We start from the raw sequence: 13,625 nt of genomic DNA, 5'->3' as shown, positions 1-13,625 counted from the left end.
CAAGGTCTGAGTCATACCCGTACCGCTGTCCTATTCTTGTCTCTATTTATATATGGTGCGGTAACTTATTAATTTCAATATCTCATCTCTCACGATTGATGTCGGATATAACGTAGCCCCAAAGTGTAATGCAAGGTATAATTTCTCCATCGTGCACAATAATATTTAGGATTCATGGATAGCTTAATAGCCATCGCGGCCGCCATACTTTATGTCTTGGCGATTGCGACCATCATACCCGGACTCTCACAACAGTCAGGAATCAAAGCAAAAACAGTGTTTGCTAGTGCTGCCTGTGCGCTTGTTTTTCATGCGTGGATTTTGAGTGATCTGATCTTTGATGGTTCAGGTCAAAACCTGAGTATTCTCAACGTGGCTTCTTTGATCAGTTTTATTATTTCTCTGGTCATGAGCCTTGCTATGTTGAAAAACCGACTGTGGTTTTTATTGCCAGTCGTTTATAGCTTTGCTGCCATCAATTTATCTGCTGCCACATTTTTGCCAAGCACGTTTATAAAGCACCTAGAGAATGACCCTAAGCTACTCATTCATATTTCATTTGCGCTCTTCTCATACGCGACTTTAACTATCGGGGCACTCTATGCGCTTCAGTTGGCTTGGCTGGATCACAAACTGAAAGCAAAAAAATCTTTGGCGATTAACCCAAACCTGCCGCCTCTATTAATGGTGGAGCGTCAACTCTTCAAAATTATTTTGATCGGTAACTTATTGTTAACTGCCACGCTCATTACTGGCTTTGTCTTTGTGCAGGATATGTTTGCCCAAGGTAAGGCGCATAAGGGCATTCTTTCTTTCATCGCTTGGGTGGTGTACTCAATACTACTTTGGGGTCACTATCAAAAAGGCTGGCGTGGTAGAAAAGTCACATGGTTCGCTGTTGCAGGAGCAACACTGTTAACTCTGGCATATTTTGGCAGTCGCTTTGTAAAAGAAATCATCTTGAATTAAGGAGCTCTAGGGCTCCTATCCTTTATATTTTAGGCTAGATAAAATACAGTACGCCTTAACTCTTTGACTTAACGGACTTACTCAACCGTTATATAACCCAATACTTACAAGGAACAGCAACGTTTTGGACGACATCTCTACGGGTATCTTGTTTGCGCTACTCGCGTGTCTTATCGTCATATCAGGTTACTTTTCCGGTTCAGAAACAGGGATGATGTCTCTGAATCGTTATCGCTTAAAACACTTAGCCAAAAACGGGCATAAGGGTGCTAAGCGAGTCGAAAGACTATTAGACCGTCCAGATCGTTTGATTGGTCTTATTCTTATCGGCAACAACCTCGTTAATATTCTCGCGTCCGCGATCGCGACCATTATTGGTATGCGTTTGTATGGTGATTTAGGTGTCGCTATCGCAACCGGTGCACTAACTATGGTTGTATTGGTTTTTGCCGAGGTTACCCCTAAAACAATTGCAGCGCTTTACCCTGAACGTGTGTCCTACGCGAGCAGTATATTATTGACCATACTGATGAAGTTACTGTCGCCTTTAGTGATGCTTGTTAACTTTATTACGAATGGCTTTATCCGCTTACTTGGTGTAAGAGCGGATCACTCAGCAGAAGATCATCTTAGCTCCGATGAGCTGCGTACGGTGGTAAATGAAGCTGGCGGTTTGATTCCTCGCCGACACCAAGACATGCTAGTGTCTATTTTAGATCTTGAGCACGTCACCGTGAACGACATTATGGTCCCACGCAATGAAATTACCGGTATTGATATTAACGACGACTGGAAATCCATTGTTCGCCAGCTAACACACTCACCACATGGACGCATAGTTTTCTATCGTGACCAAATTGATGAAGTGGTTGGCATGCTGCGCTTGCGTGAAGCTTATCGTCTGATGTTGGAAAAGAACGAATTCAACAAAGAAACGCTATTACGTGCTGCTGATGAGGTCTATTACATCCCAGAAGGCACACCACTGAACGTGCAAATGTTGAAATTCCAACGCAACAAGCAACGTATCGGTCTGATCGTGGATGAGTACGGTGATATCATCGGTCTAATCACTCTTGAAGATATTCTGGAAGAGATCATTGGTGAGTTCACGACGTCAATTTCTCCAAGCCTCTCTGATGAAATCAGTCCTCAAGGTGACGGAAGCTTTCTTATTGAAGGCAGCACCAATATTCGAGATATTAACAAAGGCCTGAAATGGGATTTACCAACGGATGGCCCAAGAACGTTAAACGGTCTTATTTTGGAGCACCTGGAAGATATTCCAGAGAGCCATTTAAGCGTGAGAGTAGCGGGTCACCCAATGGAACTTGTTGAGATTGAAGAGAACCGAATCAAGCTCGTTCGTGTTTATCCGAAGAAGAAAAAATCGACATCCAAATAAACAAAAGAAAAGCCTGACTCATGTCAGGCTTTTTTACTTATTGGGGCAATATGCTTCTTAATGAGCACCTAGTCGATGCGCAACTCTTTTAACATCGACTCAGGCAAAGCAAGTTCATCATTTTTGTTCACCGAAACACCAGCATCCAAAATGTTCTTTGCGATCTGTTGTGCTTCTTTTAAAGAGTGCATTGCTGCCGTGCCGCATTGGTATTCGTTAAGTTCAGGGATCTTATTCTGACTTTCTACCTTCAGCACGTCTTCCATTGCTGCAATCCAAGCATCTGCGACTTGCTGCTCTGATGGTGTGCCAATCAGACTCATGTAAAAACCTGTGCGGCAACCCATAGGCGAAATATCGATGATCTCAACAGAATCACCGTTTAGGTGATTACGCATAAAGCCTGCATAAAGGTGCTCTAGGGTGTGAATACCTTTTTCAGAAAGAATGTCTTTGTTTGGCGCAGTAAAGCGTAAGTCGAAAACAGTAATCGTATCCCCTTTTGGGGTCTGCATGGTTTTCGCCACTCGCACTGCCGGTGCATTCATACGAGTGTGGTCCACGGTAAAACTATCGAGTAAAGGCATTACATCTCTCCTGATTGTAACTCCAGTACCTTTCGGTAATGGATAAATGTCATTCATCCCTACAGCACATGAACTGACTGTGGGCTAAAAGAACCAGCTGCTGTTGTCTTCTAATTCCTGACGACATTGCTTCAGCTGCCAGCCATAAGTTTTCGCTGTTTGTTCAACACGTCGAGCGACTTTGATTAAACTAGGCTTTCGATTATAAGTACCTCGCTTATACCCACCTCGCCCTTCATGATAAGCCAGATACTGGTTGTAGGGATCCCATAATGAAATCCCCAGCTGACGCCGTGTTTCATGAGTATACCAACCGACAAACATCATAGAATCATCGAAGTTGGTACGAGAGCCACCCTGACCTGTGGCATCTTGGAAGTCTTCCCAAGCAGGGTCTTGAGCTTGAGCGTAACCATACGCACTGCTGACTCGTCCCCAAGGAATAAACCCTAGCAAATAATCTTTAGGTGGTTTTGCATCGTGCCGAAAGCTGCTTTCTTGTTTAATGATGGCCATAGCGACATGAATAGGGGTCCCCCATTCAGCTTCCATATCTTTGGCATCATCGTACCAACCGGATTTCTCTCGGAATATCTCGCATAAGTTATTCTGCTGCTTTGGCGGTGCCGTAGCACAACCTGCAAGTAACACGCTTCCAAGTACCGCTACTACTAACGACTTAATGTTCAACCCCACCAATCCTTAGTTAGTCATTACTGCTTCAGGTAAGCAAAGTAATCTTCCAAAAAATCATCAAAAGAAAGCGTGTCACTCTGCTCTGCTTGCTTTTGTTTTTCCACGGACGACGCTACTTCCGTTTCCATCGTATCTTGTGAATAGTACTGATAACCGTGAGCTAGGTTTTCATCACGGTACTTCATACCAAGAGTACAACCAACTTTACCTAGCCCACCCAGCTCTTTCGTTAGCTCTAATAGTTGACCAGAGATCGTTAGTTCTGGGTTATCAATCCATGTCTCGAGTTGATTACACACATCTTGGTATGCACTGCCACCAGCGGTCATATCCATTTGCTGTGCTATTTGACGTAACTCGACGAAAACTCGGTGTGCCCAATCTTGTAGAGATAGACGTTCACCTTGACAACCAATTTGCAGCATTAGACCTTTTTCACGGCCAGAAACAATGACTTTATTCCAGTTATCGCGCCAACACTCTAATTCACAGTTATCCATAGGATCTGAGTCTGACAAGGCCGCCCAGGTAAGGAAGAGATCCAAGAATCGTACTTGCTCTTCATTTAAGCCCACTGCGCTGAATGGGTTAACATCTAGAGAACGAACTTCAATGTATTCGACACCACCGCGTCGTAACGCATCTGAAGGCTTCTCACCACTTTTCGATACACGTTTTGGACGAATCGGAGCGTACAGTTCATTCTCAATTTGTAAGATATTGGAATTAAGCTGGCGGTATTCACCATCCACTTTTACCCCAATTTTCGCAAACTCTTCTGATGGGTGGCGAATCGCATCACTCAAACCATCGAGGTATTGGTCAATGCTGTTAAAACCAATTTTCAGCACACTTTGAGCACTATTGGTATAGCCAAGATCGCTCAAACGCAAAGACGTCGACTTCGGCAAATATAATGTCCCGCCAATCTTCTCGAATGGCAGATCGGTTTCACGACCTTGAATAAAAGAGCCACATAACGCTGGTGATGCACCAAAGAAGTAGGGAATCATCCAGCCAAAGCGGTAGTAATTACGGATCAACGCAAAGTACGCATCAGACTTAGCATCTTGGCGGGCTTGTTCATCTTGCTCGCCATAGAGCGCATCCCAAAATGTTTCAGGAAACGAGAAGTTAAAGTGGACACCTGAAATAATTTGCATCAGGCTGCCATAACGACGCTTTAGGCCTTCTCGGTACAGCGTTTTCATTTTCGCTGCATTCGAAGATCCATACTGGGCTAACTGAATATCATCCTCTGAGCCTACGTAGCAAGGCATTGATAGTGGCCACATTTTCTCTTCACCCATTTTGGTTTGAGTGAAATGATGGATATCTTTCAGCTGTGCCATCAGTTCTGGAATTTCATGTGACACAGGCGTAATGAACTCTAACAATGATTCCGAAAAATCCGTTGTGATCCATTGATTTGTGAACGCAGAGCCTAACCCTTCAGGATGAGGAGTTGTAGCTAGATGTCCATCCTGACGATAGCGCAAAGTTTCTCGCTCAACACCGCGTCCAAACTGCTTAAATACTTCGGGGTTTGATGCAACTTTTTTTAGTCGCGCAGCAAAATCAGTCAAAATGAGGTTCGCTTATATTGGGAGCAGGACACTTGTTACATAACACAAGTGTAAGCTAAGTTATTGATAGTTAATGCATCTAGATAAATAACCCACGAAAAGTTGCTTATCTAGATGAATAGCGGAGAAACGTTTCTCCGCTATTAAATGTGTACTCTATCGAATGATTTCAAGCTCTTCTACGTCTTTCCCCAACTTTTCTAATTGAGGACGCAACGATTTAGCATCACCAACGACGATAATTTGATAGTCATTTGGATCAAACCATTTCTGAGCCAGCGCATTCAACGTCTGCTTATCAACTTTTTCTACGATAGCGTTTCTTTGCTGCAAGTAATCATGATCGAGGTTGTACTTAAGAATATCACTGATGAGCTCCGCTTTTTGTGTTGGCGTTTCATATTTCAGTGCATCTTTTTGACCGACCGCTTGACGCATAAATTTCATCTCTTCATCAGTAATACCTGACTGCGAGTATTCATTTAGCTCATTTTCCATCTCAATGATCGAAGCAACCGTTGCATCCGCTCGTACTTGCGCGGTGAAAACCACCGAGCCTGTTTCTGGATTACCAGAGAAATAGCCGTAAGCACCGTATGTGTACCCCTTGTCTTCACGTAGATTTTGGTTGATGCGGCTATTGAAGTTCCCAGCTAAGTTGAAGTTTGCCAGTTGGCTTAGGTAAAAATCGCCCGTTGCGTCGTAAGGCATACCTTGACGAACCATCATGACCACACTTTGCGGCGCTCCTGGTTTATCAACAAGATGGATCTTTTGCTCACCTAATGCAGCAATGCTTTGCGGTGCATACAATGGCGCAGCTTCATCTTGCCAGTTTTTCCAGAACGTCAGTTGCTGCTCAATTTCCTGTTTATTGATGTCACCAACAACGACGATTTGCGCACTTTGTGGCGTGTAATGCTTCGAGTAGAATTCACGGACATCATCCAACGTTAATGCACTGACACCTGCTTGCGTGCCGTCTTTTGGTCGAGCAAAAGCCGAATCCCCATAGAGCACCTGGCGACTCGCTTGTGACGCCATCCAACTTGGATTTTGGTGCTCATATACCAGGCCTTCTAGCGCTTGCATTTTTACACGCTCGAAATCATCTTGATTAAATGCAGGAGACAGCAACATCTCTTCGACAATTTTTAACGTCGGCTCTAAGTTCTTTTCTAGAGCAGAAACACTGATGTTTGTTGTATAACCTGTGGCATTAACAGAGATAACACTACCCAGTTTATCAAGCTCAGCTTGAATCTCTTCGACACTGCGTTTCGTTGTACCTTCTTGCAACATCGCAGCGGTCAATTGGGCAAGACCTTCTTTACCCTTTTCAACAAAACGTGTCCCTGCAGGTAGACTAAATTGCATCATCACCGTCGGCGTTTCATCGCTAACTGCACCAAGCAGCTCTGAGCCATTCTTGAAATGTAACTCGTACAGCTCTGGCATCGTCGCTTTCACTGGTTCTCCTACTGGCGGTTGCACTGAGCGATCGAAGTTATCGGTCGCACGACGATACGCCAATTGGTCATCGGAAATCTTCTCATATTCTGGCAGCGTACGCTTTGGTGTCACAAAGGTCGCAGGTTTTACGACAAGGTCTGTTTTTCCTTTTGGGACCACGCTTAGGGTCACTTTGTTCTTACCTTGGATAAAGTCCGTATACGCTTTTTCTACCGAAGTCGGCGTAACTGCACGGATTTGTTCAAGCTGTTGCTCAAGACGATCAGGATCGCCGAAAAATGTCTCGTTGGAAGCCAACTGAGTCACTTTACCTTTAACGCTTTCTAGAGCAAAAATAGCATCCGCTTCCGCTTTACCCTTCAACTGCTCAAGGCGATCTTCTGTCACGCCTTTTTCCGCAAACTGATTCAGTGATTGTAAAAGCTCGTCGTACAGTTTTGATAGGTCGCCTTTGTCTCCAGAATCACCCATTGCGTAAACGTAAAAGTTACACGCCAGTTCAGCACAGTCATGGAATGAACCAGCATCGACCGCTTTTTGAGTCTTCACTAGGTCTTGATAGAGCACGCTGTTGGTACCGCCACCCAATACTTCTGATAACGTGTCGAGAGACGCTTGGCTTTCTTCGCCGTTGTAGGTTGTTGGCCACGCGATCATCACCATAGGTTGTTGAATACGATCTTCTAGCGTGATGTATTTGTCTTCTTGCAGTTTTGCAGGTTGTTTCGGCGCATTTTCAACCTCAGGACCACGAGGAATCGAACCGAAGTACTTATTTACCCACTCTAGAGTTTGTTCAACGTCTAAGTCACCACCGATCGTGATAGTCGCATTGTTTGGGCCATACCAACGCAAGAAAAACGCTTTGAGGTCGTTCACATCAACACGATCAAGATCTTCAACATAACCAATGGTTTGCCACGAATACGGATGACCTTCAGGATATAGCGCTTCGGACATGCGCTCCCAAATTAAGCCATAAGGACGATTATCGTAACGCTGAGCTCGCTCATTTTTTACAGTCGAACGCTGAATTTCAAATTTGCGTTGAGAAACCGCATCCAACAAAAAGCCCATACGGTCAGACTCTAACCACAGCATTTTCTCGAGCTGGTTAGCAGGGACAGTTTCAAAGTAGTTAGTACGATCGCGGTTTGTAGTACCATTTAATGTGCCGCCAGCCTCCGTGATGATTTTGAAGTGCTCTTGGTCACCAACGTTCTCTGAACCTTGGAACATCATGTGCTCAAAGAAATGCGCAAAACCAGACTTACCCACTTCTTCACGAGCTGAACCAACATGGTAAGTCACATCCACATGGACCAATGGGTCAGAATCTTCAGGAGCTAAGATCACCGTTAAACCATTATCGAGTTTATACTTTTGGTATGGAATCTTAACTTTGCCTTCTTCAGCTTTCGATGACTCAACGAAAGTTACCCCTTTCGGCAGTGATGAAACTGGCGTATTTGATGCACAGCCCGTGATCACCAACAGTGAACACGCGCCAACCCAAAACATCTTCATGTACTTTCCTTAAAATAATCCGAGATAGATGGCCGCAAGTAAGCTATACCTAGCAGCCTTTCCTAAAAATATTAAAATCACGCAAGGCAGAAACTTCATTCTTAGCCACCCTGCGGCTAAACACAGCGGGTCTCCTATTACAGGTAACCAGCTAAAAAATAACCCCCAATAGCCATACTTAGAGAGCCACTTTAATGCGGTATGACCGTGCTTTTCCTCTTGTGCTTTGTTGGGAATCCACAAGCCAAGCCAATAATTTGTTAAGCCACCAAGCGTATTACCGATAGTAGCGACCATAACAATTGAAGAAACGGAGTATTGATTTAATGAGAGAGTGGCAACTAAGCCCGCTTCAGAACCACCAGGCAACAACGTGGCACTGAGAAAACCGGTCATGAAAAGCACCCATAATGCTGAATCTGAAAACCAAAGCGCTAAACTTTCAAAACTCGTGTTAAATGCTTCTAGCATGTCATATCAAGCAACACCTTGCCTCTGGTTCTTCCTGATTCGACCTGCTGGTGAGCACCAATGACATCACTCATAGGATAAACCTGTTGAATTTCAGTCTTCAGTAAGCCGACGCCGACCATGTACAACAAGGTATCTAACTGCGCAGGGTCTGGTTCAACCAACATGCCACTAGCCTCAAAGCCTAGGAGTTTGGCTTTTTCACAAATCAGCTCAGCAGTTATGGTTGGAACGGTGATGACTCTCGCATTATCTTTCAGGCATTTAAGCGCATCTAACGCAGCATCTCCGCCTACTAAATCAATCAAAACATCAACATCTTCAACACGTTCTGACACTGGTGCAAATTGATAGTTCACTGCATGAGCACCGAGCGTCGCAAGGTAATCTAAATTTCGTTCACTGCAGGTTGTAAAGACTTCCGCTTTCGTCGCGATCGCAATTTGTACCGCGAGGTGTCCAACACCACCGGCTCCAGCGAGGATAAGTACGCGATCGTTTTCCGTCACATTAGCCTTACTGAGAGCTTGTGCCGCAGTTTGTCCCGCCAACGGTAATGCAGCAGCTGCCTCCAAAGTTACGGAGCTAGGAACATGACTTAACTCAGTTTCTGGAACACATATGTATTGACTGTAACCACCGCCTCGAACTGGGAAACCAATAAATCCAGCCACCTCATCACCTTCATTAAAACGTGATGCCCCCTCTCCACAAGACATCACTTTTCCTGAGATGTCGTAACCTGGCACCCAAGGTAAATTATCCTTATTCTGCGCTGCTGCCCAACCGAGCCCAGCTCGAGTTTTGACATCAATAGGATTTACGCCTGAAAAAGCGACTTTTACTAAGACTTCACCAGGCTGTGGTGATGGTGTAGAAGCATGTTGAATCGCGAGTACGTTGGCATCACCAAACTCAGTGATAACGATCTGTTTGTGTTCCATAAACCATTCCCTGCAAGAAAACAAAAAGGGATGCGAAAGCATCCCTTTGACTATAAACCATTTTGTTAACCTAAGTTAATCGTGATTTTGTAAATTGGTTGATAATTCCATTTTCAATAATGTCTAACCAACAAGTGCTAACAATATACCAGCCGCAACGGCTGAACCCAGCACACCAGCAACGTTTGGTCCCATCGCATGCATTAACAAAAAGTTTTGCGGGTTAGCTTGTAAACCAACTTTGTTTACGACTCGCGCGGCCATTGGTACCGCAGAAACGCCAGCCGCACCAATAAGTGGGTTGATGTCTTCTTTCGAGAACTTGTTAAGCAGTTTCGCCATCAGGACGCCCGCACCAGTACCGATACTAAATGCAACTGCGCCTAACCCCAAGATACCTAACGTTTCTAGGTTCAAGAACTGCTCAGCTTGCAGCTTAGAACCAACACCAAGACCTAAAAAGATAGTCACTATGTTGATCAATTCATTTTGAGCAGTTTTCGATAAACGATCGACCACACCAGCTTCACGCATCAAGTTACCCAAACAGAACATACCAACCAATGGCGTAGCTGAAGGTAAGAACAGAATCGTCATCAGTAATACAGCAAGCGGGAAGATGACTTTCTCCCATTTACCAACATGACGAAGCTGAGCCATCTTGATTTGACGCTCTTCCTTGGTTGTCAGTGCTTTCATGATTGGTGGCTGGATGATCGGCACCAATGCCATATAGCTGTATGCCGCGACTGCAATCGCACCTAACAGATCTGGAGAGAGCTTACTCGCCAAGAAAATCGCTGTTGGCCCATCAGCACCACCGATGATCGCGATAGACGAAGCATCTGCCATGGAGAACTCCATGCCAGGTACATAGTTGAGCAAAATAGCGCCAAACAGTGTTGCAAAAATACCAAACTGCGCAGCCGCACCTAACCACAACGTTTTTGGGTTTGCGATCAAAGCACCAAAGTCAGTCATCGCGCCCACACCCATGAAGATCAATAGCGGGAACACACCCGATTCAATCCCAATGTAGTAAACGTAGTAGAGCAAGCCACCAGGCTCAGTAAAGCCAGCATTTGGAATATTCGCCAAAATAGCACCGAAACCAATCGGCAATAACAGTAAAGGTTCAAATCCTTTTTTAATTGCCAAAAACAGCAAGGTACAACCAACCAGCATCATACAGATTTGGCCGAACTCGAAGTTAGCGATCCCTGTTTCTGCCCAAAGGGTTAACAATCCGTCCATGATACTCCCTTACGCCAGGCTCAACAGAGGCGCACCTACTGTGACAGCATCGCCTTCTTTAACGTTCAGCTCTTGAACCACACCACCACGCGCCGCTCGTACTTCAGTTTCCATTTTCATCGCTTCAAGGATGAGCAATACATCGCCTTCAGCTACCTCAGCACCAGGTTGAACATTCACTTTGAAGATGTTACCTGCAAGAGGAGCAGGCACCGCTTCAGCTGAAGCATTAGAAGGTGTGCTAGGTGTAGCCGATTTTGCCGGTGCATTAGAAGGAGCAACAGATGTCAGTTCACCTTGAGGGCCAACTTCCACCTCATACACCTGCCCGTCAACACGTACACTATAAGTTTCTACACCACCATTTGCTGGTTGAGCTGCAGGTACAGCAGGCTTCGCAGCTTCTAGCGTTGGTGCAGGCTCAAATGCTTCTGGGTTTTCACGATTCTTAAGGAATTTAAGCCCAACTTGAGGGAAAAGTGCATAAGTGAGTACGTCATCAACACGCTCACTTGCTAGCTTAATGCCTTCTGATTTCGCTTTCTCCATCAGATCAACCGTAAGCGTCTCCATTTCAGGCTCAAGTAAATCGGCAGGACGACAGGTAATTGGCTCTTTACCATCAAGCACTTTCGCTTGCAGTTCTGCATTTAACTCGGCTGGTGCTTGACCGTACTCACCTTTCAATAGACCTGCGGTTTCCTTGGTAATACTCTTATAGCGCTCGCCAGTAAGCACGTTAATCACCGCTTGAGTACCGACGATCTGTGAAGTTGGAGTCACCAATGGAATGAAACCAAGATCTTCACGTACACGAGGGATCTCTTCTAATACTTCATCAATGCGATCCGCAGCGCCCTGCTCTTTCAACTGGCCTTCCATATTGGTCAGCATACCACCAGGCACTTGAGCAATCAGGATGCGTGAATCGACTCCTTTTAACTGGCCTTCCCACTTCGCATACTTCTTACGTACCTCACGGAAATATGCGGCGATAGGTTCCAGTTGCTCGAGTTTCAAATTGGTATCTCGCTCGGTACCTTCTAGCATAGCGACTACCGTTTCAGTCGGTGTATGGCCGTAGGTACAACTCATTGAAGAAATCGCAGTATCGAGAATATCAATACCGGCTTCTACTGCTTTTACCGCTGTTGCTGTAGACAGCCCCGTTGTTGCATGACAATGAAGTGCCAATGGCACATCACAAGACGCTTTGATACGCGTGATAAGCTCTTCCGCTTCATAAGGCTTAAGTAAGCCAGACATATCTTTAATACACAGCGAGTGACAACCTAAATCCTCTAGGCGTTTTGCCAAGTCAACCCAAGTGTCTGCGTTATGCACTGGGCTCGTTGTGTAAGACAACGTACCTTGAGCATGCGCACCAACATCAACCGTTGCTTTAACGGCTTTCTGGAAGTTTCGCACGTCATTCATTGCATCAAAAATACGGAATACATCCATGCCGTTAGCATGCGCGCGTTCAACAAACTTCTCTACTACGTCGTCGGCATAATGGCGGTATCCTAAAAGGTTTTGACCACGCAGTAGCATTTGCATTGGTGTATTAGGCATCGCTTTTTTTAGTTCACGTAAACGCTCCCAAGGGTCTTCTCCTAAGAATCGAATACAAGAATCAAATGTTGCACCACCCCAAGTCTCTAGAGACCAGTAACCAACCTTATCCAACTCAGCTGCGATAGGCAGCATATCCTCAATACGCATACGCGTAGCAAATAGTGATTGATGGGCATCACGAAGGACCACATCAGTAATAGCTAGTGGTTTAGACATGCTCTTAAACTCCTTTTTAATCCTAGTTCGGCTACTTCGCGAATGAGGCGCGATGTTTATGAATCGCAGCCGAGATCGCCGCCACTACTTGTGGACTAACAGCTGAAGAGGTTGATTGAATATTAGTGTTTGTTTTTGGTGCTGCGATCGGCTCTGGTACTTCTTCTGGTACCAATTTCGACATTAACCGAACGAGATAAACAAGAATAGTGAGGAAAATAAATACGACCGCCATCCCCGTTAGCATCAGGGTGGCCGCATCTACTAGCAGGCTTCCTATATTAGTCATGTTGCTTCCTTTCTTTGTCATCCTGACAACGTGCAGGACTTTAATAGTGTCAAATCCCGACCCATGGATTATCTCGATTGGTTAAATTTTGTCAATTTTGTTTAAGGAAGGTTTGTAGTAATCCTGATAAATGATTATTTATTCACTACCCAGATCACAGTTCATGACAAAATAATCACTTCAAATCGCTATCACCTTACGAACAGAGTAAAGGAGGACATAAATAAAAACTGCGATTTAGATTTCAAAATCAAATCGGGACTCACGCAGTAAAAACCAACAAAAACAAAAAGATGAACAAGATTAACAATAAATAAACAAATAACAAACAAAGTGACTACATGAGAGTGATTGAAATGAAAAATGGAAGTCAGTGTATAGGAGGGATAATCAGGATGATTTCACACGATGCGACAGAAGCTTGGTAGCAAATTGCTTAGATACGCACATATTCGCTTTTAAAAAAGAGGAACATAGGCTCTAGTGATCCTACGCCATATTTCAGATGTCTAGATACAAAAAAGCCTCGCAATTGCGAGGCTGTTTCAATGACTGGCGCGTCCTGGAGGATTCGAACCTCCGACCGCCTGGTTCGTAGCCAGGTACTCTATCCAGCTGAGCTAAGGACGC

11 protein-coding genes and 1 tRNA gene are annotated in these 13,625 nt (G+C 44.8%); 2 read left to right on the top strand and 10 right to left on the bottom strand.

The genetic code is table 11. The features are described 5' to 3' along the window. Nucleotides 1–174 precede the first annotated feature (174 nt). Nucleotides 175–969, top strand: a complete 795-nt coding sequence (locus R7Z50_RS11150) for an inner membrane protein YpjD (protein WP_005379950.1) — start codon at nt 175–177, stop codon at nt 967–969. Between the two features lie 124 nt (nt 970–1,093). Beyond that, nucleotides 1,094–2,374, top strand: a complete 1,281-nt coding sequence (locus R7Z50_RS11145; protein WP_005379948.1) for an HlyC/CorC family transporter — start codon at nt 1,094–1,096, stop codon at nt 2,372–2,374. 68 nt (nt 2,375–2,442) lie between these two features. Here R7Z50_RS11145 and luxS read toward each other — a convergent pair whose 3' ends face one another. From luxS to R7Z50_RS11095, 10 genes are all read right to left on the bottom strand, one after another. Continuing rightward, nucleotides 2,443–2,961: an S-ribosylhomocysteine lyase gene (gene luxS, locus R7Z50_RS11140; protein WP_017820391.1), complete on the bottom strand. Its 519-nt coding sequence runs from the start codon at nt 2,959–2,961 to the stop codon at nt 2,443–2,445. An 84-nt stretch (nt 2,962–3,045) separates the two neighbouring features. Beyond that, a complete protein-coding gene (locus tag R7Z50_RS11135; protein WP_169644374.1) occupies nt 3,046–3,651 on the bottom strand; it encodes a hypothetical protein in 606 nt (201 codons plus the stop codon). Between the two features lie 23 nt (nt 3,652–3,674). Continuing rightward, nucleotides 3,675–5,243 carry a glutamate--cysteine ligase gene (gene gshA / locus R7Z50_RS11130; protein ID WP_005385430.1) on the bottom strand — a complete coding sequence of 523 codons (1,569 nt, stop codon included), beginning with the start codon at nt 5,241–5,243 and terminating at the stop codon, nt 3,675–3,677. Between the two features lie 156 nt (nt 5,244–5,399). Beyond that, nucleotides 5,400–8,243, bottom strand: coding sequence for a M16 family metallopeptidase (locus R7Z50_RS11125; protein WP_158174157.1), 2,844 nt, complete (start codon nt 8,241–8,243; stop codon nt 5,400–5,402). A gap of 9 nt (nt 8,244–8,252) precedes the next feature. After that, nucleotides 8,253–8,714 (bottom strand): YqaA family protein, encoded by a 462-nt coding sequence (locus tag R7Z50_RS11120; protein ID WP_005379938.1) that lies wholly within the window; start codon nt 8,712–8,714, stop codon nt 8,253–8,255. Further along, nucleotides 8,708–9,658 (bottom strand): NADP-dependent oxidoreductase, encoded by a 951-nt coding sequence (locus R7Z50_RS11115; protein ID WP_005385434.1) that lies wholly within the window; start codon nt 9,656–9,658, stop codon nt 8,708–8,710. The genes R7Z50_RS11120 and R7Z50_RS11115 overlap by 7 nt, the downstream gene beginning before the upstream one ends. Before the next feature lie 123 nt (nt 9,659–9,781). Beyond that, nucleotides 9,782–10,912 carry a sodium ion-translocating decarboxylase subunit beta gene (locus R7Z50_RS11110; RefSeq protein ID WP_005379935.1) on the bottom strand — a complete coding sequence of 377 codons (1,131 nt, stop codon included), beginning with the start codon at nt 10,910–10,912 and terminating at the stop codon, nt 9,782–9,784. A gap of 9 nt (nt 10,913–10,921) precedes the next feature. Then, a complete protein-coding gene (gene oadA, locus R7Z50_RS11105) occupies nt 10,922–12,706 on the bottom strand; it encodes a sodium-extruding oxaloacetate decarboxylase subunit alpha (RefSeq protein WP_318149074.1) in 1,785 nt (594 codons plus the stop codon). 31 nt (nt 12,707–12,737) lie between these two features. Beyond that, nucleotides 12,738–12,995, bottom strand: a complete 258-nt coding sequence (locus R7Z50_RS11100) for an oxaloacetate decarboxylase subunit gamma (protein ID WP_005379932.1) — start codon at nt 12,993–12,995, stop codon at nt 12,738–12,740. 553 nt (nt 12,996–13,548) lie between these two features. Continuing rightward, a tRNA-Arg gene (locus R7Z50_RS11095) sits at nt 13,549–13,625 on the bottom strand.

The organism is Vibrio sp. 1249-1, from assembly GCF_033340495.1.
Note: the sequence above shows the minus strand (reverse complement) of the source record. Positions and strands in the feature narration are given on the sequence as shown.